Consider the following 26,364-nt stretch of genomic DNA (forward strand, 5'->3'; position numbering starts at 1 on the left):
GTCAGCCGCGGACGACCTGCTCGATGGGCGTGGGGCCGGGGACCGTCGGCAGCCCGGCCGCGCGCCAGGCGTGGATGCCGCCGATGAGGTCGGACGCGTCCACCCCCAGCGAGACCAGCGCGGCGGTGGCGAGCGAGGAGGTGTAGCCCTCGGTGCAGTAGACGACCCAGCGCTCGGTGGTGTCGGCCAGCGGGATCCGCGCGTCCGACTCCGGGTGCAGCCGCCATTCGAGGTGGTTGCGCTCCACCACGACCGCACCGGGGATCTCGCCGTCCGCGCGCCGCTGCCACTCGGGTCGGATGTCCACCAGCCGGGCGCCCTCGCGGACGGCCTCGGCGGCCGCCTCGGGCTCGAGCCGGACGATGTCGGCGCGGGCCGCCTCGAGCAGCTCGTCGACGGAGGAGTACCTGGCGCTCACGGGTGCAGTCGTACCACAGCTCTCGACACGCCAGCGGCACTAGTAGGCAATGTTGACCAACTAACTCCGGTTTATGGCACCATCGTCCGGTGAGCACCACCTTCCCCGGGCCCGCGGTCAGCGGGCGCCAGTTGTCGCTCGCCGAGCTGCGGGCCGTGGTCGCCGAGTACGCCGAGCGCGTGCGCGACGGTCAGCACGTCGCGGAGTACCACACCGAGGACCGCTACCACGTCCGCATCCACCAGGACGACGACGTCGACGTGTGGCTGATCAGCTGGACCACCGAGCAGGGCACCGAGCTGCACGACCACGGCGGCTCCTCGGGTGCGTTCACCGTGGTCAGCGGCACCCTGACCGAGTACGTCTGGAGCGGCCCGCGCCACGACGCGCGCGGCATGCTCGTCAACGACCAGCGCCGGGTCGGGGACACCGTCGCCTTCGGGCCGGCGTACGTCCACGACGTGCGCAACCACCAGGTCCCGCCGGCGGTGAGCGTGCACGCCTACTCCCCGCCGATCAGCCTCATGCACTTCTACGACGCCTCCGGCGGCAACCTGCTGCGCTGGGCCTCGAACTGGACCGACGACCCGGAGGCGCCCGCGCCGGAGCGCGAGCCGGGTACCGCCCGGTCGTGACGACGACACCGGACGAGCACGCCCCCGACCCGGACGAGACCACCATCGACCCGACCCAGCCGGGGGAGCAGGTGACCGAGGACCTGCCCGGGGAGGGCTGACCCGGGCCGGTGTGACCCGGCGAACAGGCATAGCGTCGGCCGGGTGCGGCGGTCGTGGGTGGTGTGGGGCGTCGGCCTCGCGGCCTACCTCCTGGCCATCTTCCACCGCTCCAGCCTGGCCGTGGCCGGGCTGGCCGCGGCCGACCGCTTCGACATCAGCGCGTCCCAGCTCGCGACGTTCACCATGCTCCAGCTGCTGGTGTACGCCGCGATGCAGATCCCGGTCGGGCTGCTGGTGGACCGGTACGGCGCGCGGACGGTCATGCTCACCGGCGCGGTCGTGCTGGCCCTCTCGCAGGCGGGCTTCGCCGTGGCCCAGAGCTACGGGGCGGCGCTGCTGGCCCGGACCTTCGTCGGGATGGGCGACGCGCTCACCTGGATCTGCCTGTTGCGGCTGGTGGTCAGCTGGTTCCCCGGCCGGCGGGTCCCGCTGGTCACCGCGCTGTCCGGCACCGTCGGCCAGCTCGGGGCCATCGCCGCGGCCACCCCGATGACCTGGGCGCTGGGGCACCTCGGCTGGACGCCGGCGTACCTCTTCGCGGCCGGTGTCAGCGTGGTCGTCGCCGCCGCCGTCGCGGTGCTGGTCCACGACGCCCCCGAGGGCCGGGTCCTGCGCGGGCCGCGGCTGACCCTGGCCACCGTGCGCGAGCGGCTGGCCGCCAGCTGGGCGCAGCCGGGCACGCGGCTCGGCTTCTGGATGCACTTCGTCACGCCGTGCAGCGCCAACGCGTTCACGCTGCTGTGGGGCTTCCCGTTCCTGGTCAAGGGCGAGGGGCTGAGCGAGGGCCAGGCCGGACTGCTGCTGAGCCTGGTCGTGGTGGCCTTCATGTACAGCGGCCCCACCATCGGCTGGCTCATCGGGCAGCACCCGTGGCACCGGTCGACCACGGTGCTGGTCATCACCTGGGCGATCGTCGCGACCTGGACGGTGGTGCTGGCCTGGCCGGGCCACGCGCCGTTCTGGCTGCTCGTCGTGCTGACCCAGGTCGTAGGCATCGGGGGACCGGCGTCGATGATCGGCTTCGACCTGGCCCGCACGTCCAACCCGGCCGAGCGGCTGGCCAGCGCCAACGGGATCATCAACCAGGCCGGCTTCTCGGCCAGTCTGGTGGCGGTCGTCGCCATCGGGCTCGTCCTCGACTGGCGCACGCCCGGCGCCAGCACGGCCTACGACGCCGACGGGTTCCGCTGGGCGATGGCCACGCAGTACCCGCTCTGGGCGCTGGGCCTGGTCCAGGTCTGGCGCTACCGCCGTCGCACCCGCGCGGTGCTCAACCGCGCCGAGATGACAGCCAGCGTGCGAGGAGAGGGGTGAGCGCGAGGATGACCAGCAGGCGGCAGAGCTGGACGGCGAGCACGTAGGTCACGTCCGAGCCGGCGTCGGCCGCCGTGGACAGCACCGCGAACAGGCCGCCCGGCGTCGTCGCGAGGTACGCCGTGAGCCCGTCGACCGGGGTGGCCCAGGCCAGCAGCGCGCCGACGAGCGCGGTGGCCACGACCATGCCGACGATGAGGGCCAGCACCACCGGGAGCATCCGGGTGATGGCGGCCAGGCTGGCCCTCGTGAAGCGCAGGCCGACCTGCACGCCGATGAGCGCGAACGCGACGTACTGCACCGCGGTCGGCACCTGCACGTCGCCGAGCCGGCCCGAGAGCGCGAGGGCCACGGCGACGGCGAGCGGGCCGAGCAGCGCGGCGGTCGGGAAGCGGACCAGCCGGGCCAGCAGGCTGCCCAGGGCGAGGGACACCACGACGAAGACCAGGTCGCGCGGCAGGCCGGCGTCGGCGGCGGACAGCGAGCCCTGGCCGCGCTCGGGGTGGAAGACGACCGCGGTGACGACCGGCATGGTCAGCAGCACGACGAGGACGCGGAGGTACTGCACGACCGTCACGACCCGCTCGTCCGCGCCGAGGTCGCGCGCGACGGCCACGACCCCGGACGCGCCGCCGGCGATGAGCGAGAAGACGCCGGTCACCGGCGAGACGTCGCGGCGCAGCGCGAGCAGCCGGCCGGCCGCGACCGAGAGCGCCAGGGTCGCCACCATGACCAGCCCGATCGGGAGCGCGTCGTGGCCGATGCGCCGCAGCGCGGGCAGGCTCACGGCCGCGCCGATGACCACCCCGATGGCGCCCTGGGCCAGCCGGTAGGACCACGCCGGCAACTCCAGCACCGTCCGGGACGTCAGGGCGTGCGCCATGCCGCCGATCAGCGAGGCGAAGAGCACCGCGGACGGCAGGTGCAGCAGGGAGAGCACCACGCTGAGCACCACGGTGACCGTCACCACCAGCGCCAGCGCGGCGCGGGGCGAACGGTCCGTCATCGCCTCCAGCCTAGGTTCGTGGCGTGGAGCACACCGAGGACGGGCGCTACGTCGTCATCGACGGGCGCCGCTGGCGCGCCAGCGACCCGGCCATCCCGGAGGAGCGCCGCCAGGAGCTGGTCGACGTCCTGATGGCCTGGCGTCGCGAGGTCGGGCGCACGAAGGGCACCGACGAGGAGCGCCGGTCCCGAGACGGCGTCCAGGCGGCCAAGGTCGCGCTGGGCGAGCGCGGCCAGCCGCCGTGGTGGGAGCAGACCGACGCCGAGCGCAGGGCCCGGTGGGAGGCGCACGTCGAAGCGCCGTGATCGGGTACTGGCCGGCCGTGGCTGAGACGAGCATCGACCTGGGGCGCCCCGTGCAGGGCGACGTCATCGAGCTGATCCTGGACGACCACCGGCGCTTCGAGACCCTGCTGCGCGACCTGCGGGACAGCTCCTCGGACCGCGACGCCGTACGCCGAGCGCTCGCGACCCTGCACACCGCGCACGCCATCGCCGAGGAGCGGCACGTCTACCCACGCCTCGAGCGCAAGCGCGCGATCAGCGAGGAGGAGGCCGAGCACGGCGAGCACGAGCACGCCGAGGGCCACGAGGCCATGCTGGCCGTCCTCGAGCTCAAGGGCACCGACACCCAGGCCTTCGAGGACGCGGTGGAGGAGCTCGCGAAGCTCATCAACCACCACCTCACCGAGGAGGAGCTCACGATCCTCAACCCCGCGCGGGACGAGGTCGGCGAGCAGGCCCGGGCCGAGCTGGGCCTGGCCTTCCTGAAGGAGCGCAACGAGCAGATCGACGCCGGCTGCGGGAGCGTCCAGCAGATCCGCGACCTCGTGGCCGCCGCCCGGCGCGAGGGCCTCATCGACGACAGCGACGAGGACAGCGACGAGGACGAGTAGTCAGAGCGCGCGCAGCGGGAACTGCTCGCGCTGGTAGGCGCGCAGCGCCTCCAGGTCGGCCTCGAGGTCGGCACCGAGCCGGGGGAGCAAGGCCGCCGCACCGGCGACGTCACCGGCCACCGCGCGCTCCTCGACCTCGCGGGCCGTCGTCCCGAGCGCCTGGGCGCCGAGGTTGAGCGCCGCGCCGGCCATCCGGTGCGCGAAGCTGCGGACGGCGGTCGGGTCGCCCTCGGACACGGCGGCGGTGAGCGCCTCCGCGTCGCTCACCGCGCTGCGCAGGAAGTTGCCGATGGCCCGGTCGATGTACGACGGACCGACGCCGTCGTCGAGCTCGCGCAGCTCGGAGAGTCGTGCGATCTCCAGCCGCTCGGCGTACGCCGGGCGGGACAGCCAGCGCTCCAGGGTCTCGGCCAGCCGCTTGGGGTCGACGGGCTTGGTGAGGAAGTCGTCCATGCCGGCCTCGAGGCACCGCTCGCGCTCGCCCTCGACGGCGGCGGCGGTCATGGCGATGATCGGGCGGCGCGCCCCGTCCTCGGCCTCGCGGATGTGCCGGGTCGCGGTGTAGCCGTCCATCCGCGGCATCTGCACGTCCATGAGGATCAGGTCGAAGTCCCGGGCCTGGGTGGCCTCGATCGCGGCCAGCCCGTCGTCGGCGGTCTCGGTGGTGTAGCCGAGGGCGCCGAGCAGCCCGGTCGCGACCATCTGGTTCACGGCGTTGTCTTCGACCACCAGCACGTGACCCTTGGTCTGGGTGCGGACCGGCTCGGGCTCGCTCACCGCCTCGGGTCGCGGCTCGTCCACCAGCAGCCGCAGCAGGGTGCTGCGCAGCACGCTGGAGAGGACCGGCTTGGCCAGCACCTCGTCCACGCCCGCCTCGCGCAGCTGCTCGGGCGGCAGGGTGGTGACCGAGGTCAGCATGAGCAGCCGCAGGTCGTCGTTCGCGTGGTCGGCGCGGACCTGGCGGGCCAGGTCCAGGCCGTCCTGCTGGGGCATGGCCAGGTCGAGCAGCACCACGTCGTACGTGGCCGAGCCCAGCCGGGCGAGACCCTCGTCGACCGAGGGCGCCTCGTCGGACTCCACGCCCCACCAGGCCAGCTGCTCGCGCGCGATGATGCGGTTGGTCTCGTTGTCGTCGACGACCAGAGCGCGGCGCCCGGCCAGGGCCCGGCGGGCGTGCGCGTCGGCGGTGCTGCCCGAGGGGTCGCCGGCGCCGTCCTGGTTCCCGACGTCGAGGACGAAGGTGGCGGTGAAGATGCTGCCGCCGCCGAAGTTCGGGGCGTAGCTGAGCGAGCCGCCCATGGCCTCGACGATCTCGCGAGAGATCGCCAGCCCCAGGCCGGTGCCGCCGTAGATCCGGGTCGTGGAGGAGTCGGCCTGGGTGAACGGGTCGAACAGGTCCTCCACCTTGGTCTGGGGCACGCCGACGCCGGTGTCGCCCACCGAGACCTGCAGCTGCACCTGCTCGCGCGGCGGCCCGTCGGGCTCCCCGGACTCCGCCTCGGCCTCGACCGGTGCCGTGGTGGCTCGCACGATGACGCCGCCGCGCTCGGTGAACTTCACCGCGTTCGAGACCAGGTTGGTCACCACCTGGGCGAGCCGGGTGGGGTCGCCGCCGAGCACGGCCGGGACGTCGGGGTGACAGGAGACGACGAGGTCGAGGCCCTTGTCGCGGGCGGCCTCGTTGAGGATGCCGGCCACCTGCTCCAGCAGCGGGCGGATCTCGAAGTCGAGGTGCTCCAGCTCCATCCGCCCGGCCTCGATCTTGGAGAAGTCGAGGATGTCGTTGATCAGTCCGAGCAGGGCGCGGCTGGCCACCTGCACGCCGGTCGAGAGGCGCTGCTGCTCCAGGCTGAGGGCGGTGCGCAGCAGCAGGTCGTTGAGGCCGATGACCCCGTTGAGCGGGGTGCGGATCTCGTGGCTCATGGTGGCCAGGAACTCCGACTTCTGGCGCGAGGCCTCCTCCGCGGCGTCGCGGGCCTGGGAGAGCTCGCGCTGGGCGCGCTCGCGCCACGCCACGCGGGCCAGCTGCTCAGCGACCCGGCCCGCCATGGACTCGATCAGCTCGAAGCGCCACAACGGGGGCGCGGAGGTGATCGCGATGACGGCGTACACGTCCTCGTCGAGCACGACCGGGAACGCGATGGTCAGCCGGCGCTCGTCCCAGACCGCCGCTCGGCGGTCGTGGGACTGCTGGGCCAGCTCCAGCTCGGTCGCCGCGAAGGGGTCCTCGCGGTCGGCCTCGGCATCGCCCTCGACGGCGTAGAACGGCTCGACCCGGCCGCTGCCGTCCGCGGCGGGCACGAAGGCGCGGGCCCGCTCCCAGTCGTCGTGCAGCAGCACCATGTGCCGCGCCTGGAGCAGCACGTCGCGCAGGGTCTCGGCCTCGTTGGCCGCGCTGGCCACCGCCTGCATCAGGTTGTTCTGCGCGACCTGGTCGGCCAGTGCGTCCTCGCTGGCCCGCAGGGACGCGACCAGCTCGTGCTGGGTGGTGTGGTCGGTGTAGCGGTGCAGCAGCGCCCACGCCTCGCCGTCGCGGTCGAGCAGCGCCGACTCGCGGCACAGCATCCACACCGGCTCGCCGTCGCTGCGCACCCAGTGCACCTCGACCTCGGCCTGGTTGACCCGCCCGGACCGCACGTCGCGCAGGTGGGCGCGGAACTGCTCCTGGCCCGGCTCGTCCAGGGTGTCGAAGACCGTGAGCCGGGCGGCGTCCTCGAGCGGGATGCGGTGGATGCGGGCGATCTCGGGGTTCGCGAACAGGGTGCGCCCCTCCAGGTCGATGACCCAGATCCCGTCCGGGGAGGTCTCCACGATGTCCCGGTACAGCTCCGAGAGCTCCACGCCGCCTCCTCCCTGCGCTGACACCGTAGGACGTCCCACCCGCCTCACGTGGCACTTTGCCGCAAGGGGCGCCCGTAGGGGTGAGGGGGTCCCGACCCGCGCGGGCGCTAGCGTCGGCTCCCGTGGACGTCGACCGGCTCCAGGAGCACTGCCTGGCCAAGCCGGGCGCCTGGGCGGACCACCCGTGGGAGCACGACCACCCGGTCATCAAGGTCGGCGCCGGCGACCGCGGCAAGATCTTCGCGTTCCTGGGCGCCGACGAGGTCGGGGTCAAGGGCGGCGCCACCCGCGAGGTCGCCGACGAGTGGCTCGAGCGCCACCCCGGCGCCGCCACCGTGATGCGCTACCTCGGGCGCTCGGGCTGGAACTCGCTGTCGCTGGCCGGGGTCCCCGACGACGAGCTGCTCGAGGCCGTCGACGAGTCCTACCGCCTCGTCGTCGGGCGCATGCCGCGGGTGCACTGCCCCGCTGGCTGGGAGGGCTGAGGACCCCTGAGGGCCTGGGAACCGGCGGGGTCTCAGCCGTCGCCGTCGGACCGCGCGGAGGCGCGGGCGACGGTGAGGCCGACGAGGCGGGCGATGACCAGCGCGACGTACAGCACACCGACGATCTGCTCGACCATGACGAAGGCGCGGGCGTGGGGGTCGATGGGCAGCACGTCGGAGAGGCCGACGCTGGTCAGGTTGGTGAAGGACAGGAAGAGCAGGTTGAACCACGGCTGGTGGTCGCCGTCGTCGCTCACGAAGGTGCCGGGTCCCCAGACCACCTGGGCGGCGGCGTAGACGTAGGCGAAGGCCCAGGCGACGACGGTGAAGGCGGCACCGGTCGCGAAGAGCTCGTCGCGCGTGACCTTCTCGTCGTGGAACAGGTAGCGGATCATCGCGTAGGAGACGTAGAAGTAGAACGGCGCGTGCACGAGCGCGGAGGTGAGCGTGATCCAGTCGGTGTCGGGCTCGATGGCCTCGAGGACCGCGAAGACCATGGCCGGCAGCCCGAGCAGCAGCGCCACCCACGACAGCGCGGGCGTGAGGCGTACGGCGGCCACGGCGGTGAAGACCAGGACCATCTGCACCACACCGATCACCGCGCGGCCGCCGGTGGAGTGGTCGAGGAACGGGAAGGCCAGGACGACGAGCAGCTGCCCGCCGAGCAGGACGCCCGAGGGGTGACCCCGCAGCGAGTGGAGGGCCCGGTTCACGACTCGGGCTGCTGCTCGTCGCGGGCGCGCAGCTCCTTGGCCCGCTTCTTCTCCAGCCGGCGGACCTCCTCGGCCCGGATCTCGTCCCCGCTGGTGAGGGTGCGCAGCATCCTGAGCCCGGCCAGCAACGGGACGATGAGTACCCACGGCACCTCGATGAACAGGAACAGGGCTCCGAACAGGAGCACCGACCCGAGGAAGCTGAACACCGCCTCGCGCCGTTCGCTCACCCACTTCTCCTGCGCGCGCTGAGCCAGGTCGGTCGAGGTGGCCGCGGCCAGGGGGCTCGCCGCCGGCAGCAGCGGGCGGTCGGGGACCAGGTCGGCCACCAGCGGTGGCAGCTCGCCGAGGGTCCGCGCCTGGAGGGCGGCGGTGGCGCGCTCGTCGTACTCCTCGCGGTCCAGGCGGCCGTCGGCGAAGGCCTCGGTGAGGACCTGCTGGACGACACCGCGATCGACGTCGGCGGCGCGCAGCGGGGCGTTCGCCGGGTCCCGGGGATCGTGCTGGAAGGACGACCACACGTCCCTCGACACCGGCTCCGCCACGCGGTCAGCCTAGGGCGAGGCCGCCCGGATCCGGCCCGGGGGAGGCGGGTGGGCCTCGTCGTGGCCTGCGGCGGTGGCGCAGAACGAGAACACGTTCTATTCTGCCTGGGCCGTCGCACGTATGGGGAGGTGACCGATGGCGTTCAGTGCCGTGTCGGTCATCCGTGGCCCCGGTGAGATCGCCGCGATGGTCGTCCAGGTCACCAAGCGGATCTTCACCCGGCCCTTCCAGTTCCGCGAGTTCGTGGAGCAGGCCTGGTTCATCACCAGCGTCACGCTGCTGCCGACGATCCTGGTGAGCATCCCGTTCGGGGCGGTCATCTCGCTCCAGGTCGGCAACCTCACCGGACAGCTCGGCGCCCAGTCCTTCGCCGGGGCGACCGCCGTGCTGGCCACGGTCCGCGAGGCAGCTCCGATCGCGGCGGCGCTCATCATCGCCGGCGCCGCGGGCAGCGCCATCTGCTCCGACATGGGCGCCCGCAAGATCCGCGAGGAGATCGACGCCATGGAGGTCCTCGGCGTCGACCCGCTCGAGCGGCTCGTGGCGCCGCGCGTGCTGGCCACCATGTTCGTGGCGGCGATGATCAACGGCATCGTCATCGCCGCGGGCATCGGCGGCGGCTACTTCTTCACGGTCATCGTCCAGGGCGGCTCGGCCGGCGCGTTCTTGTCCAACTTCACCGTCCTGGCGAGCCTGCCCGACCTCTACATCGCGATGATCAAGGCGGTGGTCTTCGGCTGGCTGGCCGCGATCGTCGGCGCCTACAAGGGCCTCAACGCCGGCGGTGGCCCCAGCGGCGTCGGGCGCGCGGTCAACGAGTCGGTGATCGTCGCGTTCATGCTGTTGTTCTTCCTCAACGCGGTCATCACGGCCATCTACTTCCAGGTCGTCCCGCCACCGGGGCTGTAGGGGATCGGGACGGGGATGGCGAGCATCGGCAGCGTCGCGGGCGCGGTGGTCCAGGGACGCCGCAGGGCCCTGGAGCAGTACGGCGACCAGCTGCTGTTCTACGTCAAGGCGCTGGCCTGGGCGCCGCGGGCGGTCAGGCGCTACCCGCGCGAGGTCGTCAACACCCTGGCCGAGATCACCTTCGGCGCCGGCGGCCTCACCCTCATCGCGGGCACCGTGGGCGTCATCGCGTTCCTGGCCTTCTTCGCCGGCACCGAGGTGGGCATCCAGGGCTACGCCTCGCTGAGCCAGCTCGGCGTCGCGAAGTTCAGCGCCTTCATCTCGGCGTACTTCAACACCCGCGAGGTCGCCCCGCTGGTCTCCGCGATCGCCCTGGCCGCGACCGTCGGCTGCGGCTACACCGCGCGGTTGGGCGCGATGCGGATCTCGGAGGAGATCGACGCGCTCGAGGTGATGGGCATCCCGTCGCTGCCGTTCCTGGTCACCACGCGCATGGTCGCCGCGTTCATCGCCGTCATCCCGCTGTACGTCGTGGCGCTGGCCGCGTCGTTCCTCTCGCCCCGGCTCATCGTCACCCTGATCTACGGGCAGTCGCCGGGCACCTACGACCACTACTTCCTGCAGTTCCTGCCGCCCATCGACATCCTCTACAGCTTCCTCAAGCTGATCCTGCTGGCCGTCGCGGTGATCCTCATCCACTGCTACTACGGCTACACCGCGTCCGGTGGCCCGGCCGGCGTCGGCATGGCCGTGGGCCGCGCGATCCGCACCAGCATCGTGACCATCGTCGTGGCCGACTTCTTCATCAGCTATGCCCTGTGGGTCGGCAACCCCACGGTGCGGATCACCGGGTAGGGGGCGCCACGGTGCTGGTCAACATCCACCACGACAGCAGGCGGGAGCACACCCGCCTGCTGGTGGCCGGCGTCGTCTTCCTCACCGTCATCGCCCTGCTCATCGCGCTGTCCATCGCGATCTCGGCCAAGAAGTTCACGACGGTCACCACCATCACCATCCACGCCGACCGGGCCGGGCTCCAGCTCGAGCAGTACGGCGACGTACGGCTCCACGGCGTCCTCGTCGGCCAGGTCCGCGACGTCAGCCAGGACGGCCGGCAGGCGGTGATCACCGTCGCGCTCCAGCCCGAGGCCGCCGACGAGATCCCCGAGAACGTCGGGGTGCAGATCATCCCGACCACGCTCTTCGGCCAGAAGTTCGTCTCCTTCGTCGAGCCGGACAGCCCGTCGGGCAGGACCCTCCAGGACGGCGACCAGATCCCGGCCGAGCGGGTGCAGACGACGGTCGAGCTCAGCAAGATCCTGTCCGACCTGTTCCCGCTGCTGCGCGCGGTCGAGCCGGCCCAGCTCAACGCCACCCTGAACGCGCTGGCCACCGCCCTGCAGGGCCGCGGTGACCAGCTCGGCGAGACCCTGGACCAGCTCGACGAGTACCTCGGCGCCATCAGCGACAAGCTGCCGACGCTGCGCGAGGACCTGGTCTCGCTGGCCGACGTGGCCGACACCTACGACCTGGCCGCCCCCGACCTCATCGACGTGCTCGGCCACCTCACCGTGACCAGCAAGACCGTCATCGAGAAGGCCGACGACCTCCACGCGTTCTTCACCGGCCTCCAGGGGCTGGCCACCACCTCGACCCGGGTCCTGTCGGACAACGAGGCCAACCTCATCCAGGTCGGCCAGGTCACCGAGCCGGTGCTCAAGCTGCTCGCCGTCTACTCCCCGGAGTTCCCCTGCCTCATCGAGGGTGCCGCGAAGTACGCCCCGCGCCTGGCCGAGACCTTCGAGGGCAACCAGATCAAGCAGTACATCGAGTTCGGCACCGCGCAGTACGACTCCTACTTCCCCGACGACCGACCGACGTACGGCGAGGTCGGGCACGGACCCTGGTGCGACGGGCTCCCGGACCCGCCCGTGCCCAACGCCCCCGCGGCGTTCAAGGAGGGCTCGGACATCGACGAGCACCCGCCGACGTCCGACGTCCCCACGATCATCAGCGGCGGCGCGCGGCGCCCCGCTGCGGACTACGGAGCCGCCGGCGGCGGGATGGCCAGCGGGTACGCCGGCACCGAGGCCGACAAGGCGGTGGTCAACGCGCTGCTGGCCGGCCAGACCGGCAAGCCTGCCTCGGGGTACGGCGCGCTCGGGACGCTGCTCTACGGTCCCGTCGTCCGCGGCGGTGACGGCCCGTGAGCACCCGCGACGCCGTCACCATCGCGGCCGGGGTCAAGCTGCTGATCTTCACGATCGTCTCGCTGCTGGTCACCGGTCTGCTCGCGGTGATCATGGGCAACTTCGGGTTCGGGGACAGCACGACCTACCGGGCCGTCTTCTCCAGCGCCTCGATGCTGGAGAAGGGCGACGACGTCCGCGTCGCCGGGGTCAGCGTCGGGGAGGTCCGCAAGGTCGAGCACTACCACCGCACCCAGGCGCTGGTGACCTTCCGGGTCAAGGCCGACGTGCCCCTGACCACGACCTCCCGGGCCGAGATCCGCTTCCTCAACCTGGTCGGCGACCGCTACCTGGCCCTGGAGGCCGGCGACGCGAACGGCGATGCGCTGCCCGAGTCGATGGGGGTGGGCGACGACCCCGCGACGGCCACCGGCAGTGCCGCCACCCGGGCCGTGTCCACCACGCCCCGACCGACCGGCCAGCGGCTCGAGGACGGCGACACCCTGCCGGTCTCGCAGACCTCGCCGGCGCTGGACCTCACCACGCTGTTCAACGGGTTCCAGCCGTTGTTCCAGGCGCTCAAACCGGACCAGGTCAACCAGCTGAGCATGAACCTGATCCAGGTCCTCCAGGGCGAGGGCGGCACCATCCAGGAGCTGCTGACCCACACCGCCTCGCTCACCTCGACCCTGGCCGACCGCGACCAGCTCATCGGCCAGGTGATCACCAACCTCACCGGCACCCTGGACACCGTCAACCAGCGCCACGAGGAGCTCAACACCCTGGTCACCCAGCTGCAGCGCTGGATGGCGGGCCTGGCCCGCGACCGCACCACCATCGGCAGCTCCCTGGACGACATCTCCGACCTCACCGTCGTGGTCGCCGACCTGCTGCGCGAGGGTCGGCCGCTGGTCAGGTCCGACGTGGTGAAGCTCAAGAAGCTCGCCGAGCTGCTCAACGAGCCGGCCAACCAGCAGCAGGTCGTCGAGCTGCTCGACCGGCTGCCCGAGTCGATGACCGACCAGACCCGCACCGGCACCTACGGCAGTTGGTACAACTACTACGTCTGCGGCTTCTCCGGCCGGATCACGCTGCCCGGCAACCTGGGCTCGATCCCCGGCCTGCAGCAGGTCCTCGACTCCGTCGCCAACCTGAACTTCCACTCCACCGCCCCGCGCTGCAACGGCGCCCCGGAGACGCCGTCCGACGACTCCGGGACCGGCACCGACGGCAGCACGGACGGGGGTGGGGGCCAGTGAGGCGCTACACCGACGCCCAGGTGCTCCGCCTGGGCGCGATCACGCTCGTGGTGATGGCGCTGGTCATGGCGGCGTCGTTCAACCTGAGCAAGTTCCCCGGCTTCGGCGGCGACACCTACCAGGCGTACTTCGCTGACGCCAGCGGACTGCACCAGGGCAACATGGTCCAGGTCGGTGGCATCCGGGTCGGCCGCGTCCAGGACGTCGCGCTGGACGACGGCAAGGTGCTGGTCACCTTCGACGTCGACCACGGCGTGGACTTCGGCGAGCAGAGCAAGGCCAGCGTCGAGGTGCTGAACCTGCTGGGGGAGAAGTACCTCGAGCTCGAGCCCGACGGCAAGGGCCAGCTCGACGAGGACACCCCGATCCCGGTGGACCGCACCTCGTCGGCCTACGACATCGTCGGCGTCTTCGGAGACCTGGCCGAGACCACCGAGCAGATCGACACCGCCCAGCTCGACCAGGCGCTCGACGTGGTCGCGGACACGGTGAACTCCTCGGCCCCCGAGATCCAGGCCAGCTTCGACGGGATCGCGCGGCTCAGCCAGAGCGTGGCCACCCGCGACGGTGCGATCCAGCACCTGCTGCAGAGCTCGCGCGACGTCAGCGCGCTGCTCGCCGACCGGAGCGAGGACCTCGTCGACCTGATGTCCAACAGCAGCCTGGTCTTCGAGGAGGTCGAGAAGCGCAAGGACGCCATCCACCGCCTGCTCGTCAACGCCCGCGACCTGTCGGAACAGCTCAAGGGCGTGGCCACCGACAACCAGGCCCAGCTCGAGCCGGCCCTGCGCGAGGTCGACCAGCTGCTCTCGCTGCTCAACTCCAAGGACCAGGAGCTCAAGGCCACCCTGGCCGCCCTCGGCCCGTACGCCTCGATCCTGGGCAACATCATCGGCACCGGTCCGTGGTTCGACGCCTACGCCGTCAACCTGGCCGCGATCCCCACGGGCGAGTTCCTGCCCGGGCCCCCGGACTGATCGCCGTGCGCCTCTCCCTCAACCCCCGCCTGTGGGTCGTCGTCATCGCCATCGTGCTGCTGACCGCGACGTTCTTCGTGGTGCGCCAGCCCGAGGAGACCACGAAGGTGACCGCGCACTTCCCGCGCGCGGTCAGCGTGTACGAGGGCACCGACGTGCGGGTGCTCGGCGTGAACGTCGGCCGGGTGACCGCGGTGATCCCCGAGGGCAACTCGGTGCGCGTGGAGATGGAGTACGACGCCGACGTCGACGTCCCGGAGGACGCCCAGGCCGTGGTGGTCACCCCGACGCTGGTGGCGGACCGGTTCGTGCAGCTGACCCCGGTCTACTCCGCCGGGCCGAAGCTCCGTGACGGCGCCGACATCCCGCTGCCGGACTCCGGCGTACCGGTCGAGCTGGACCGGATCTACGCCAGCATCCGCGACCTGGCCGAGGCGCTCGGGCCCAACGGTGTGAACGAGGACGGCACCCTCAACCACCTGCTCGAGGCAGGTGCGAACGCGCTGGACGGCCAGGGCCAGCGCGGCAACGACATGATCAACCAGCTCTCGCAGGCGGCCGCGACGTTCGGGGACGGCGCCGGGCCGCTGTTCGACACCGTCAGCGAGCTCGCGACGTTCACCGACACGCTGGCCAGCAACGACAAGCTGGTGCGCGCCTTCGTCAAGGACCTGGCCGGCGTCTCCGCGTCGCTGGTCACCGAGCGGACCGAGATCGCGAAGGCCTTGCGCGCGGTGGCCGACTCGGTGGGCACGGTGAAGACCTTCGTGCAGGACAACCGGCAGGCGCTGGTCACCGACGTCGAGAAGCTGACCTCGCTGATGAAGACCATCAACTCCGAGCGCGACAGCATCGACACCGCGCTGCAGGTGGCGCCGGTGGCCATCAACAACCTGACGCTGGCCTACAACCAGGAGTCCGGGAGCATCGGCTCGCGCATCGGCATCCAGGGCCAGCTCTGGGACGCCGACGGGTTCCTGTGCGCGATCGTCCAGCAGTCCTCGATGCCCAAGGCCACCAAGGACCTGGCCTGCACGATCTTCAAGCAGCTGCTCCAGCCGGTGCAGGACGACCTCCCGCCCATCCCGTCGCAGGGCCGGCAGGCCGACATCCGCTCCGAGCGCGGCTCGGCGCCGCCCACCCGGCAGCAGCAGCGCAGCGCCGAGCTCCGGCAGGCCGCCGAGCTGCAGGCGCAGTACGCCCCGGACCTCGACCCGACCCTCACGGGCCTGCTCGGAGGTGGGTCGTGACCCGGGCGCTGCGCGGGCTGGTCCTGCTCCTGACCGGCACGCTGCTGGCCACGCTGACCTCGGCGTGCGACTTCGACGGCGCCTACGACCTGCCGCTGCCGGGCGGCCCGGTGGACGCCTCGGACGGCTTCACCGTCACCGCGGAGTTCGCCGACATCCTCAACGTGGTGCCGAAGTCGCCGGTCAAGGTCGACGACGTCACCGTCGGCGAGGTGACCGACGTCGAGCGGGTCGGCTGGCACGCCAAGGTCACGCTGCTGGTGCGCCAGGACGTCGACCTGCCCGACAACGCGATCGCCGAGATCCGCCAGGTCAGCCTGCTGGGGGAGAAGTACGTCGCCCTCGAGCCGCCCGCCGAGGCCGCGTCCGCAGGCCGGCTCGGCGACGGCGACACGATCCCGCTGAGCGCGACCGGCCGCAACCCGGAGGTCGAGGAGGTGCTCGGCGCGCTGTCGTTCCTGCTCAGCGGCGGCGGCGTGGCCCAGCTCGGCACCATCACCGAGGAGCTCAACAAGGCGATGACCGGGCGGCAGGAGGACCTGCGCCACCTGCTCGGCTCGCTCACCGACGTGGTGGGCACCCTCGACGACCAGAAGGCCGACATCCTGCGGGCCCTGGAGTCGGTCAGCAACCTCACCGCCACCCTCAACGCCGAGAAGCAGACCGTCACCGGCGCCCTCGACGTGGCCGGGCCGGCCATCGAGGTGCTGGCCGACCAGCACGACGAGCTGATCGCCATGCTCTCCGCGCTGGACCGGCTCGGCGAGGTCGGCACCCGCGTCATCACGTCCAGCAAGGACGACCTGCTCAGATCCCTCGACCACCTCGCGCCGGTGCTGGCCAAGCTCCACGAGGCCGGCGACAAGCTCGCGCCGGGGCTCAACCTGATCATCAGCTTCCCGTTCCCCAAGGAGGCCTCGGAGGTGGTGCGCGGTGACTACGCCAACACCTCGATCCGCGCCGACATCAACCTGGAGAACCTCCTCCCGCCGGGCACGAAGTTCCCCGACATCCCCATCCCGGACATCCCGATCCCCGACGTGCCCCCGGTCGGTGAGGTGCTCAAGGACGTCCAGGCCTGCCTCGACAGCGGCGACCTGACCAGCGGTGCCTGCCGCAAGGTGCTGGCCGACGTGGACCTGCTCAGCAAGCTGCGTCAGAAGTGCCAGCAGCCGAAGTACCAGACCAACCAGGTGTGCGTGCTGCTCAACACCGTCCCGCAGGTCCCGCTCGACGAACTCGGCGACACCCTCGGGGGCCTGGTCGACGGCGTCCTCGGCCCGCTCGGCGCGCCCGCGGCCGGCCGCACCACGCGCGGCCTGCTGGGAGGTGGGTCGTGACGCGCGGCACCCGGATCCGGATCGCGGCGTTCCTCGTGCTGAGCGCGGTGGGGATCGTCTACATCACCGCCTCCTACCTCGGCTTCGTCGACAAGGTGCTCGGGCGCGGGCTGACCGTCCAGGCCACCCTGCCGACCTCCGGCGGCCTGTACGTAGGCAGCGAGGTGACCTACCGCGGCGTCAAGATCGGCAAGGTCTCGCACATGAGCGCGACGGCCAAGGGCGTCACCCTCGGCCTCGCGCTCGAGGACGGCACCCGGCTGCCCAAGGACTCGCCGATGTACGTCCACAACCTCTCGGCGGTGGGGGAGCAGTACCTCGACTTCGAGCCGCCCGACGACCGGGGCCCGTACGCCGCTGCCGGCGACGTCCTGCACGGCGACGCCGACTCCCTCCCGGTCGACGAGGGCGACCTGCTGGTCGAGCTCAACGCGTTCGTCGACTCCGTGGACAAGAAGGACCTCCAGGTCGTGGTCCGCGAGCTCGGCACGATGTTCCACGACACCGGCCGCCCGCTCCAGACCCTGCTGGACAGCGGCTCGACGTTCATCGACGAGGCCTCCGCGCACACCGCCGAGACCCGCGCGCTGCTCGACGACGGGCTCACCGTCCTGCAGACCCAGCAGGGGCAGAGCGAGAACATCCGCGCCTTCTCCCGCGACCTGGCCAAGATCACCAAGACGCTGGCCGCGAGCGACCAGGACCTGCGCACCACGCTGTCCGACACCCCGGGCACGGCCCGCGAGGTGGACCAGCTGCTCACCCAGCTCGAGCCGACGCTGCCGGTGCTCCTGGCCAACACGGCCAGCGTCAACCAGACGGTGATGATGCACCTGGCCGGCGTCGAGCAGCTGCTGGTCGTCTTCCCGCACGTCATCTCCAGCGGCTTCACCGGAACGCCGGGCGACGGCTACGGCCACGTGAACCTGCAGCTGGACCAGCGGGTCCAGCCCTGCACGCAGGGCTACGAGCCGCCGAGCGAGTGGCGACCACCGTCGGACTACTCCGACGCCCCGATCTACCCGGCGCAGTGCACCGCCGGCCCGCCCTTCGTCCAGCGCGGCACGCCGTACTCACCCGAGGGCCGCTACGGCAACCCCGGCGCGGCGTACCGCAGCGGCTACGACCCCACGTCCGGCATCATCTCCGGCGTGGTCGACCAGTCAGGGAACCCGGTGCGGCTGGGCAGCACCGGCAACCTCTCGGTGCTCGGCGACGACGCGTGGAAGTGGCTGCTCGTGGGGCCGGTGGCGGCGGCTCCGTGACCCGCACCCGTGTGAACGTCCTGCTCTACGTCCTGGTCATGGCGGCCGCGGCGCTGCTCGTCGTCGCCGCCGTCCGGGCGCTCCAGGACGACCCCGCACCGACCTCGCTCCCGGTCCAGGGGATGGTCGAGCTCGACGAGGCCCCGGCCGGCGAGCAGCAGCGCTACGCCGACGTGATGGCCGCGGCCAACCAGGAGGCCACCGCCTTCGTCAACATCAGCTACGAGGACGCCCAGTCCTCGATCGACGCGGTCATGGCCGGGGCCACCGGCGACTTCAAGGAGCAGTACGCCCAGTCCACCGACGCCCTCGTCGACCTGCTCACCCAGAACAAGTCGGTCCGCACCGGCAAGGTCCTGTGGACCGGGGTCGTCGCCCAGGACCCCGACTCCGCCACCGTCATCGTGGCCACCGACGGGACCGTGCAGAACAAGCAGACCGGCCCCACCCCCCGCGCCGAGATCTATCGCATCCAGCTCCAGCTCGTCCTCGAGAAGGGCAGGTGGCTGACCAGCGACCTGCAGTTCGTCTCGTGAGCCGCCCGCACCCCCGCCGCCCGGCGTCCTCCCGCGCGCCGGTCTCGCGTCCCCGCCGCGTCGCGGGCCAGCGCCCGGCGCCCGAGGCACTCGCGCCGGACGACGCGCCGGACGACGCGCCGGACGCGCCGCCCCCGGTGGCTGAGGAGGTTGTGCAGCAACCGTCTCGAAGCCAGCCGAGCGAGGAGCCGGCGTCGAGGGGGGAGCCCCGAGTCACCAGGCTTCGAGACGGGCGCAGCACGCCCTCCTCAGCCACCGCTGTCGTCACTCTTCGACAGCCGTCGGGCCACCCGCGTCCTGGTCGCGGCTGTGGTGGTCCTCGGTCTGGTCGCCGCCGCCCTCCTCGCCTGGGCCGCCCGCGGCGACGACGCCTCGGCGAAGCCCTCGTCCCAGCCCGTCGTCCTCAGCGGCGACGACGCCACCGCCGCCGTCGACGCCGCGGCCAAGGCCGCCGAGACCATCGTGGCCGTCAGCTGGCAGGACTACGACCAGGAGGTCGACGAGGCCGCCGCCCTGATGACCCAGGACTTCGCCACCAAGTACCGCGCCACCGCCGCCGACATCAAGGACGCCTTCGTCGCCGACAAGACCGTCGTCCAGGCCCGCGTCGTCGCCCAGGGCGTCACGCACGCGACCCGCACCGAGGTCCAGGCCCTGGTCTTCCTCAACCAGTACATCTCCAAGGACGGCGGCGACACCACCTACACGCCGTACCGCGCCCTGGTCACGGTCATCCACACGCAGGACGGGTGGGTGGTCAGCAACCTCGACACCAAATAGTCTGGTCGTGACTCCGGCACTCCGTGCTCGGCGCGCTGTCATCGGACCGTGCCGGGCGCCGCGTGTCCACACGCCCGCCGCGCTGGGCGCGTCTCGCGTGCGCACACGCGGCGCCCGGCACGGTCCGGCGCGCCGAGCCTGCCGGTCGGGTGCCTCGGTCCGTGCTCGCCGTGGTGGCGGCGCAGCGCCGGGCGTGCCAAACTAGAACACGTTCCAGTTCCGGGTGGTCTCGACGAGTGGGAGGATCGGCGCCGTGAGCACTGCTGACGCGGTCGTCGAGACGGATCTGCTGATCATCGGGGCGGGGCCCACGGGGCTGTACGCGACGTACTACGCCGGGTTCCGGGGGCTGCGGGTGGCGGTGGTCGACTCGCTTCCGGAGCTGGGCGGGCAGGTGACGGCGATGTACCCGGAGAAGCAGATCTTCGACGTGGCGGGCTTCCCGGCGGTCAAGGGCCGGGCGCTGGTGGACGGGCTGGTGGAGCAGGCGGCGACGGCCCGGCCGGCGTACCTGCTCGATCGCACGGCCAGCACGCTCGAGACCGACGACGACGGCGTCACGCTCACCTGCGACGACGGCACCCAGGTGCGGGCCAAGGCGGTGCTCATCACGGCGGGGATCGGCAAGTTCAGCCCCCGGCCGCTGCCGGCCGGCGAGGGGTGGCTGGGGCGGGGGATGGAGTTCTTCGTCCCCTCCTTCGAGCCGTACGCCGGCAAGGACGTCGTGATCGTCGGCGGCGGGGACAGTGCCTTCGACTGGGCGCTGCACCTGCAGGGCATCGCGCGGACCATCGCGCTGGTGCACCGCCGCGACGCGTTCCGCGCCCACGAGCGCACGGTGCAGCAGGTGCTGGACTCCGACGTGGACGTCATCACCAAGGCCCAGGTCACCGAGCTGCGCGGCAACGGCACGCTGGAGAGCGTCGTCCTCGACGTCGACGGCCAGAGCGTGGAGCGCGAGGCGCAGGCGCTGGTCGCCGCGCTCGGGTTCATCGCCGACCTCGGTCCCATGCAGCAGTGGGGCCTGGAGGTGGAGAAGCGGCACATCGTCGTGGACTCGGCGATGCGCACCAACCTGCCGCGGGTCTTCGCGGCCGGCGACATCACGGAGTACGCCGGCAAGGTGCGGCTCATCGCGGTCGGCTTCGGCGAGGCCGCCACCGCCGTCAACAACGCCACCGTGGCCATCGACCCGAGCGCCAAGGTGTTCCCGGGCCACTCCAGTGAAGGGAGCTGAAGGTGCGGATCAAGGTCGACTTCGACCTCTGCGAGTCCAACGCGCTGTGCGAGGCGATGGCCCCGGAGGTGTTCGAGCTGGACGACGACGACTTCCTCCAGCTCAAGACCGAGCAGACGACCGACGAGAACATCGAGAACGTCAAGCGCGCGGTGGCCGCCTGCCCGCGCGCGGCGATCTCGCTGGAGGACTGAGCGGGTGGCAGACACGGGGCTGGACGGTCGCGTCGCGGTCGTCACGGGGGCCGGTGCCGGGCTGGGGCGGGCCGAGGCGGTCGCCCTGGCGGGGGCGGGCGCGCGGGTGGTCCTCAACGACCTACCGGGTGCGGCCGACGAGGCGGCCGACGAGCTGAAGGGGCTCGGCGCCGAGGTGGCCGTCGTCGAGGGCGACGTGGGGGAGCGGGCCACCGCCGACGCCATGGTCGAGGCCGCGGTCGAGGGGTTCGGCCGGCTCGACGTGGTGGTCAACAACGCGGGCATGACCCGCGACCGGATGCTCTACAACCTCTCCGACGAGGAGTGGGACGACGTCATCCGCGTGCACCTGCGCGGGCACTTCCTGCTCTCGCGCGGCGCCGCGGCGTACTGGCGTGCGCAGGCCAAGCAGAGCGGCGGGCCGGCGTACGGCAGCATCGTCAACACCGCCTCCGAGGCGTTCCTGGGCGGCTCGCCCGGCCAGGCCAACTACGCCGCGGCCAAGGCCGGGATCACCGCGCTCACGCTCTCGACCGCGCGCGGGATGGCCCGGACCGGCGTGCGGGCCAACGCGATCTGTCCGCGCGCCCGCACGGCCATGACGGCGCAGGTCTTCGGCGAGGACACCTCCGGCCTCGCGGTCGACCCGTACTCACCCGAGCACGTCGCCCCACTCGTCGCCTACCTCGCCTCGCCGGCCGCCGAGCGCATCACCGGCCAGGTCTTCGTGGTGTACGGCGGGATGGTCGCCCTGGTCGCGGCGCCGGTGGTCGAGCAGCGCTTCGACACGACCGGCGGCCTCTGGGACGCCGAGGACCTGGACCGCCAGCTCGGCGGGTTCTTCTCCGAGCGCGACCCCGCGGTCGGCTTCGCGGCCGACTCGATCATGGCCCTGCAGACCCAGAAGGGGGCGCTCTGACGTGGGACGGCTCGAAGGCAAGGTCGCGATCGTCACCGGCGGGGCGATGGGGCAGGGCGAGGGCATCGTCCGCGCGTACGTCGCGGAAGGCGCCCGCGTGGTGCTGGCCGACGTGGCCGAGGAGCAGGGCCAGGCGCTGGCCGACGAGCTCGGCGACGCCGCTCACTTCGCGCGGCTGGACGTCTCCGACGGCGCCGCCTGGGCGAGGGTGGTGGCCGACGCCGAGGAACGGTTCGGGCCGGTGAGCGTGCTGGCCAACAACGCCGGCATCCTGCGCTTCGGCACCGTCGAGGAGATGCCGGTCGAGGAGGTCGAGCTGCTCTGGCGGGTCAACCAGCTCGGCTGCTGGCTCGGCATGCAGTCGGTGGTCGCGACCATGAAGGCGAACGGCGGCGGCTCGATCATCAACGCCTCCTCCACCGAGGGACTCGGGGGCATGGCCAACACCGTGGCCTACGGCGCGACCAAGTTCGCGATCCGCGGCATGACCAAGGGCGCCTCGCACGAGCTGGGCCGCTTCGGCATCCGCGTCAACTCCGTGCACCCCGGCATGATCGACACCCCGATGACGCGCGTGCACGGCGGCGACCTGGCCATGGAGTACGGCGCCTCCAAGGTCCCGCTGCGCCGTGTCGGCCACCCCGAGGACGTGGCCCCGCTCTACGTGTTCCTCGGCTCCGACGAGTCGTCGTACATCAACGGCGCCGAGATCGCCATCGACGGTGGCGTCACCGCGACCCACGCCTTCGGCGGCTAGGTTCAGAGCGTGGCCAACCAGCGCGACCAGGTCGTGATGAGCGAGGCGGAGGTCGACGCCTTCCTGCACCAGCAGCGCTCGGCCACGGTGGCGACGTACGGTCCGCAGGGCCAGATCCACCTCGTCGGCATGTGGTACGCCGTGCGCGAGGGCACGGTCTGGATCGAGACCAAGGCCAAGTCGCAGAAGGTCGTGAACCTGCGCCGCGACCCGCGGATGTCGTTCCTGGTCGAGGCCGGCCACACCTACGACCAGCTGCGCGGGGTGTCCCTCGAGGGCACCGGCGTCGTGGTCGAGGACCCCGACGTGGTGTGGGACGTGTGCATCGACGTGTTCGAGCGCTACCACGGCCAGTACTCCGAGGAGATGAAGCCGTTCGTGGAGTTCATGGCCAAGAACCGGGTCGTCGTCCGCCTCGACGTCGAGCGCACGCGGTCCTGGGACCACCGCAAGCTGGGGTTGCCGGCCATGGAGCTGGGCGGCTCCACGGCGGCCTTCATCGAGTAGCCGCCCGTGCTTCCAGCGCCCGGTCCACCTGCTCCCGTGTGGCGAGCCCGTGGTCCAGCGCGAGCAGGGACAGCAGCCGGACCGGCCGACCGGTGCGCGCCGCCGCCTGCAGCTTGTGGTGCCCGTCCAGCAGGAAGTGGGTCAGGCCCCAGTGCCAACCCCACTCCTCGCCCGGGGTGGTGGCCGGCGCGGTGACGTCGAGCACGGACACCGCCACGGCGCACGGCACGGCCCCCGCCTCCATCGCATCGGCGTACGCGTCGACCTGGGCGGGGTCGTTGTAGCGGGGCGGCACCATCCCCACCACGAACTCGTGGAGTGTGGTGTCGTCCTGCAGGCGGCGGGTGGTGGTGCGGTAGTAGGGCGTCGCGGGGTACTGCGGCAGTCCCCAGAACGGGTCGACGCCCCAGACCCGGACCTGCTCCACGGTGAAGTAGTCGTCGGGCGTGCCCGGTTGCACCAGGCGTGGCCGGAGCTCGAGGAGGAGGGGCCGGTGCTCGCCGCGCGCGAGGACCGCGCCGTAGGCGTCGACCACCGTGCTGTCCACGCCGTCCAGCCCCGCGGCCAGCCTCGAGCGGAGGTCGTCGTGGTCGATCGACGGTGCGTGGTCGGCCCCCTCGAGACGACGGAACAACAGCCCGCACGTCCCGCACCAGAAGCTCAGCTCGTACGCCGGCCGGTCGTCGAGCAGGAGCAGTCGTCGGCCGGCCCAGGTCCCTTCCGCCTCGTCCGCCTCGACGAACCGGACGGTCGCGGCGTCCGCGGGCACCCCGAGGACGCGGGCTGCGGCGGTCTCGACGAGCACACAGGGACGCTACCCCTGCGCCGGGCTGACACGATGAGATCGTGACCGACCACCGCACCCTGGCGGAGGCGGCCTGGTCGTGGGTGCTCGACCAGGTGCGGTACGACGAGCACGGGCCCTGGATCCCGCTCACGCCGGCCGACACCGAGCCCGGCTGGGACCGAGACGGCATGCACAGCGGCGTCGGCGGGCTCGTCCACGCGCTCACCCGGGTCGCGCTGGTCCGGCCGTGGACCACGGCCGAGTCCGAGCTCGCCGAGGCCGTGGGGGTACGGCTGCGCACGCACACCACCGAGGACGTGACGTTCTTCGACGGGATGGTCAGCGACCTCGAGGCGCTGACGCTGCTCGGTGAGCCCGGTGTCGAGCCGATCACCGCGCGGCTGCTGGCGGCCGACCCGGCCACGTGGGAGCACAGGAACGACGTGACGCTGGGTACGGGCGCGCTGGTGCACGGCGGCCTCGTCGCGGACGCCCCGGAGCTGGTCCGCCACGCCGCCGCCCTGCTGCTCGCCGAGGCCGAGGAGACCCCGCACGGGCTGAACTGGCTGTTCGTGCCCCGCCGCCACGTGCCCCCCGACAGGCTCGAGGACGGTCGGCCCGTGGAGATGCCGAACCACTCCCACGGCCTGGCCGGGATCGCCGGCGTCCTGGCCCGCGCCGGCGTGGCCCTCGACGACCCGGCCCTCGTGGACGCGGCCCGCCGCGGCGCCGAGCACTTCGTCTCCCTCGCGGACCCCGCGCTGCTGGAGCGCGGCGCGCTCGCCGTGCCCCGTCGCATCCCGCCCAAGCCGGGCGAGGACGCCTACACCTGGAACTGGTGCCACGGCCCCGCCGGCTCCCTGGCCCTCTTCGAGGCCCTCGACGCCGCCGGCGTCACCGATGTCGCGGGCGATCCACCCGCGGTCTGGCTCGAGCGCTGCCTGGAGGCCCTGCGCACCTCCGGCATCCCCGAGCGCCGCCACCCCGGCTTCTGGGACAACGACGGCCGCTGCTGCGGCACCGCGGGTGTCGGCTCCGCGGTCCTCCCGCACGACCCCGCCCTCGCGCTGCGGATGGCCGACGCCCTGGCCGACCGTGCGTACGTCGACGGCGACCGCGCGCACTGGCGCTTCGTCGAGCACCGCGCCGACGACCCGCTCCTCCCGCCCGGCGTCGGCTGGATGCAGGGCACCGCCGGCATCGCTGGCTTCCTCTTCGAGGTCTCGGCGCTGTCGGCATGACCCCGAACGCCTGCCACGAGCTCGCCGCCGCCGCCGACCGCCTGGCCGCGGCCCACCCCGACCCGCGCACCTTCCTCGTCGAGCTCGCCCGCGAGGTCGCTGGGATCCCGCGCGGCACCCTCACCGCCTGGCCCGCCCTGCTCCTCGGCGGCCGCAACCGCCTGCTCGGCGGCGGCTTCCGCCCCGAGCTCCGCGACCACACTGCCGGCCAGGCCCGCCACTTCACCGGCACCGCCCGCGCCGTCACCGTCCTCGGCGCCGACCGCACCCGCTGGCTCGGCGTCCACGCCCGCCGCGACCGCCCGGACTCACCCGACGGCCGGCTCAGCGAGCTGGCCGTCGTCTTCGCCGACGACCTGCTGGCCGGGCGCCTGGCACCCGCGGACACCGGGGACTGGATCCGCCGGCACGTGTGCGGCTGAGGCCGTCCCCAGCAGGTGGCCGGGGATCACGGAGCGGCCGACGCGGCGGACCAGGTGGGGAAGGCACCCCACCTGCGACGCAGGGACGTCAGTCCCGCAGGAGCAGGTGCACGGCCTTCTCCATCTGGGCCGCGGTGTCGGCTGCGGAGGTCCGGCCGGTCACCCAGCCCACCAGCGCGGACAGCCACACGTCGCCGATGACCCGCGCGATGGCGATGTCGTCGTCGGTGAGCTCGGCGTCCTCGCGCTCGGGGTGCATGGCGCGGGTGGTCATGCGGGACAGCAGCATGCCGACGGTGTGGATCTCGGCCTGGACGCTGGCGTCGGCGAACATGAAGGCGCGGGTGAGGGCCTCGGTGAGGTGCGGGTCGCCCTGGAGGCCGCGACTGGTGCGGCGCAGCACGTAGATGACGCGCTCGGAGGCGGTGTCGCCGGGGATGGGCTTGTCGGCGAAGGCGGCGTTGGCGCGCTCGAGCTCGCGGGCGAGGGCGGAGACCAGCAGGTGGATCTTGGAGGGGAAGTAGCGGTAGAGCGTGCCGAGGGCGACGTCGGCGCGCTCGGCGACGGCGCGCATCTGCACCGCGTCGAAGCCGCCCTGGGTGGCCAGGGCGATGGTGGCGTCGAGGATGCGCTTGCGGCGGTCGCGCTGTGCGGCGGACCCGAGGTCCTCGACCGTCAGGGAGTTCGTGCTGCTCACCCGCCAACCTTCCACCAGGAACCTGCTGCGCCCCGCGTTGGGGCCACTCACTAGGCTAACCGGGAGTGGTCCATGATAGAACACGTTCCAGTTTCAGGCGTGTTTCTGGTACGTCGCAGGGCCGGCCCCGCCGGAGCTGGGAG

Annotated in this window: 29 protein-coding genes; 22 read left to right on the forward strand and 7 right to left on the reverse strand. The window is 72.3% G+C overall.

All coding sequences use genetic code 11. The annotated features are described in order from the left end of the window. Position 1: 1 nt before the first annotated feature. A complete protein-coding gene (locus G5V58_RS09445) occupies positions 2–418 on the reverse strand; it encodes a rhodanese-like domain-containing protein (RefSeq protein WP_165231517.1) in 417 nt (138 codons plus the stop codon). Between the two features lie 89 nt (positions 419–507). Between G5V58_RS09445 and G5V58_RS09450 the strand changes: the two genes are divergently transcribed. Beyond that, positions 508–1,053, forward strand: a complete 546-nt coding sequence (locus G5V58_RS09450) for a cysteine dioxygenase (RefSeq protein ID WP_230487223.1) — start codon at positions 508–510, stop codon at positions 1,051–1,053. Positions 1,054–1,197: 144 nt separating this feature from the next. Continuing rightward, on the forward strand, positions 1,198–2,469 hold the full coding sequence (locus G5V58_RS09455) for an MFS transporter (protein WP_230487224.1): 1,272 nt from the start codon (positions 1,198–1,200) through the stop codon (positions 2,467–2,469). Here the strand turns inward: G5V58_RS09455 and G5V58_RS09460 are convergent. Then, a complete protein-coding gene (locus tag G5V58_RS09460; protein WP_165231520.1) occupies positions 2,426–3,475 on the reverse strand; it encodes an AbrB family transcriptional regulator in 1,050 nt (349 codons plus the stop codon). The two genes, G5V58_RS09455 and G5V58_RS09460, sit on opposite strands and share 44 nt — an antisense overlap. A 23-nt stretch (positions 3,476–3,498) precedes the next feature. Between G5V58_RS09460 and G5V58_RS09465 the strand changes: the two genes are divergently transcribed. Beyond that, positions 3,499–3,780: a hypothetical protein gene (locus tag G5V58_RS09465; RefSeq protein WP_165231523.1), complete on the forward strand. Its 282-nt coding sequence runs from the start codon at positions 3,499–3,501 to the stop codon at positions 3,778–3,780. Between the two features lie 17 nt (positions 3,781–3,797). Continuing rightward, entirely contained in the window at positions 3,798–4,370 is a 573-nt protein-coding gene (locus G5V58_RS09470) for a hemerythrin domain-containing protein (protein WP_165231526.1), read from the forward strand. Here G5V58_RS09470 and G5V58_RS09475 read toward each other — a convergent pair whose 3' ends face one another. Next, entirely contained in the window at positions 4,371–7,211 is a 2,841-nt protein-coding gene (locus tag G5V58_RS09475; protein ID WP_165231529.1) for a hybrid sensor histidine kinase/response regulator, read from the reverse strand. Positions 7,212–7,333: 122 nt separating this feature from the next. Here G5V58_RS09475 and G5V58_RS09480 point away from each other — a divergent pair, with 122 nt between their 5' ends. Continuing rightward, positions 7,334–7,696 carry an MmcQ/YjbR family DNA-binding protein gene (locus tag G5V58_RS09480; protein WP_165231532.1) on the forward strand — a complete coding sequence of 121 codons (363 nt, stop codon included), beginning with the start codon at positions 7,334–7,336 and terminating at the stop codon, positions 7,694–7,696. A gap of 32 nt (positions 7,697–7,728) precedes the next feature. Here the strand turns inward: G5V58_RS09480 and G5V58_RS09485 are convergent, their stop codons facing one another. Next, positions 7,729–8,409: a two pore domain potassium channel family protein gene (locus G5V58_RS09485; RefSeq protein WP_165231535.1), complete on the reverse strand. Its 681-nt coding sequence runs from the start codon at positions 8,407–8,409 to the stop codon at positions 7,729–7,731. Next, a complete protein-coding gene (locus G5V58_RS09490) occupies positions 8,406–8,954 on the reverse strand; it encodes a DUF1707 SHOCT-like domain-containing protein (protein WP_230487225.1) in 549 nt (182 codons plus the stop codon). The genes G5V58_RS09485 and G5V58_RS09490 overlap by 4 nt, the downstream gene beginning before the upstream one ends. A gap of 136 nt (positions 8,955–9,090) precedes the next feature. Between G5V58_RS09490 and G5V58_RS09495 the strand changes: the two genes are divergently transcribed. From G5V58_RS09495 to G5V58_RS09565, 15 genes are all read left to right on the forward strand, one after another. Next, on the forward strand, positions 9,091–9,864 hold the full coding sequence (locus G5V58_RS09495) for an MlaE family ABC transporter permease (protein WP_165231538.1): 774 nt from the start codon (positions 9,091–9,093) through the stop codon (positions 9,862–9,864). 15 nt (positions 9,865–9,879) lie between these two features. Beyond that, the gene (locus G5V58_RS09500) at positions 9,880–10,719 is read left to right on the forward strand and encodes an MlaE family ABC transporter permease (RefSeq protein WP_165231541.1); all 840 of its coding nucleotides are present in this window, start codon (positions 9,880–9,882) and stop codon (positions 10,717–10,719) included. Positions 10,720–10,730: 11 nt separating this feature from the next. Beyond that, positions 10,731–12,074 (forward strand): MCE family protein, encoded by a 1,344-nt coding sequence (locus tag G5V58_RS09505; protein WP_165231544.1) that lies wholly within the window; start codon positions 10,731–10,733, stop codon positions 12,072–12,074. Next, entirely contained in the window at positions 12,071–13,312 is a 1,242-nt protein-coding gene (locus G5V58_RS09510) for an MCE family protein (protein ID WP_230487226.1), read from the forward strand. The genes G5V58_RS09505 and G5V58_RS09510 overlap by 4 nt, the downstream gene beginning before the upstream one ends. Then, the gene (locus tag G5V58_RS09515) at positions 13,309–14,289 is read left to right on the forward strand and encodes an MCE family protein (protein ID WP_165231547.1); all 981 of its coding nucleotides are present in this window, start codon (positions 13,309–13,311) and stop codon (positions 14,287–14,289) included. Before G5V58_RS09510 ends, G5V58_RS09515 begins: the two co-directional genes overlap by 4 nt. A 5-nt stretch (positions 14,290–14,294) precedes the next feature. After that, positions 14,295–15,539, forward strand: a complete 1,245-nt coding sequence (locus tag G5V58_RS09520) for an MCE family protein (RefSeq protein WP_165231550.1) — start codon at positions 14,295–14,297, stop codon at positions 15,537–15,539. Continuing rightward, on the forward strand, positions 15,536–16,879 hold the full coding sequence (locus G5V58_RS09525; protein ID WP_165231553.1) for an MCE family protein: 1,344 nt from the start codon (positions 15,536–15,538) through the stop codon (positions 16,877–16,879). Before G5V58_RS09520 ends, G5V58_RS09525 begins: the two co-directional genes overlap by 4 nt. Then, the gene (locus tag G5V58_RS09530; protein WP_165231556.1) at positions 16,876–18,144 is read left to right on the forward strand and encodes an MCE family protein; all 1,269 of its coding nucleotides are present in this window, start codon (positions 16,876–16,878) and stop codon (positions 18,142–18,144) included. The genes G5V58_RS09525 and G5V58_RS09530 overlap by 4 nt, the downstream gene beginning before the upstream one ends. Next, positions 18,141–18,680, forward strand: coding sequence for a hypothetical protein (locus G5V58_RS09535; protein ID WP_165231559.1), 540 nt, complete (start codon positions 18,141–18,143; stop codon positions 18,678–18,680). The genes G5V58_RS09530 and G5V58_RS09535 overlap by 4 nt, the downstream gene beginning before the upstream one ends. Positions 18,681–18,989: 309 nt before the next feature. Beyond that, positions 18,990–19,460 (forward strand): hypothetical protein, encoded by a 471-nt coding sequence (locus G5V58_RS09540; protein ID WP_165231562.1) that lies wholly within the window; start codon positions 18,990–18,992, stop codon positions 19,458–19,460. Positions 19,461–19,713: 253 nt separating this feature from the next. Beyond that, entirely contained in the window at positions 19,714–20,697 is a 984-nt protein-coding gene (locus tag G5V58_RS09545) for an NAD(P)/FAD-dependent oxidoreductase (protein ID WP_165231565.1), read from the forward strand. Between the two features lie 2 nt (positions 20,698–20,699). Next, complete coding sequence (locus G5V58_RS09550; RefSeq protein ID WP_165231568.1) at positions 20,700–20,891, forward strand: ferredoxin; 192 nt, start codon at positions 20,700–20,702, stop codon at positions 20,889–20,891. 4 nt (positions 20,892–20,895) lie between these two features. After that, positions 20,896–21,810, forward strand: coding sequence for a 3-oxoacyl-ACP reductase (locus tag G5V58_RS09555; RefSeq protein ID WP_165231570.1), 915 nt, complete (start codon positions 20,896–20,898; stop codon positions 21,808–21,810). A 1-nt stretch (position 21,811) separates the two neighbouring features. Continuing rightward, positions 21,812–22,567, forward strand: a complete 756-nt coding sequence (locus G5V58_RS09560) for a glucose 1-dehydrogenase (RefSeq protein ID WP_165231573.1) — start codon at positions 21,812–21,814, stop codon at positions 22,565–22,567. Between the two features lie 9 nt (positions 22,568–22,576). Continuing rightward, a complete protein-coding gene (locus G5V58_RS09565) occupies positions 22,577–23,074 on the forward strand; it encodes a pyridoxamine 5'-phosphate oxidase family protein (RefSeq protein ID WP_230487227.1) in 498 nt (165 codons plus the stop codon). On the opposite strand, the gene G5V58_RS09570 is transcribed toward G5V58_RS09565, so the two are convergent. After that, positions 23,064–23,879: a hypothetical protein gene (locus G5V58_RS09570; protein ID WP_165231576.1), complete on the reverse strand. Its 816-nt coding sequence runs from the start codon at positions 23,877–23,879 to the stop codon at positions 23,064–23,066. The two genes, G5V58_RS09565 and G5V58_RS09570, sit on opposite strands and share 11 nt — an antisense overlap. Positions 23,880–23,920: 41 nt before the next feature. On the opposite strand from G5V58_RS09570, the gene G5V58_RS09575 reads away from it, so the two are divergent. After that, positions 23,921–25,102, forward strand: a complete 1,182-nt coding sequence (locus tag G5V58_RS09575; protein WP_230487228.1) for a lanthionine synthetase LanC family protein — start codon at positions 23,921–23,923, stop codon at positions 25,100–25,102. After that, positions 25,099–25,524, forward strand: a complete 426-nt coding sequence (locus G5V58_RS09580) for a hypothetical protein (protein ID WP_165231579.1) — start codon at positions 25,099–25,101, stop codon at positions 25,522–25,524. The genes G5V58_RS09575 and G5V58_RS09580 overlap by 4 nt, the downstream gene beginning before the upstream one ends. A gap of 88 nt (positions 25,525–25,612) precedes the next feature. Here G5V58_RS09580 and G5V58_RS09585 read toward each other — a convergent pair whose 3' ends face one another. Then, positions 25,613–26,221, reverse strand: a complete 609-nt coding sequence (locus tag G5V58_RS09585; protein ID WP_165231582.1) for a TetR family transcriptional regulator — start codon at positions 26,219–26,221, stop codon at positions 25,613–25,615. Between the last annotated feature and the right edge of the window lie 143 nt (positions 26,222–26,364).

Origin of the sequence: Nocardioides anomalus, from assembly GCF_011046535.1 — a bacterium.
Classification (GTDB): domain Bacteria; phylum Actinomycetota; class Actinomycetes; order Propionibacteriales; family Nocardioidaceae; genus Nocardioides; species Nocardioides anomalus.

Excerpts from the sequence above, each read along its gene's own strand:
- G5V58_RS09580 (WP_165231579.1), top strand. The coding sequence starts at position 25,099 with ATGACCCCGAACGCCTGCCACGAGCTCGCCGCCGCCGCCGACCGCCTG.
- G5V58_RS09495 (WP_165231538.1), top strand. The coding sequence starts at position 9,091 with ATGGCGTTCAGTGCCGTGTCGGTCATCCGTGGCCCCGGTGAGATCGCC.
- G5V58_RS09460 (WP_165231520.1), bottom strand. The coding sequence starts at position 3,475 with ATGACGGACCGTTCGCCCCGCGCCGCGCTGGCGCTGGTGGTGACGGTC.
- G5V58_RS09500 (WP_165231541.1), top strand. The coding sequence starts at position 9,880 with ATGGCGAGCATCGGCAGCGTCGCGGGCGCGGTGGTCCAGGGACGCCGC.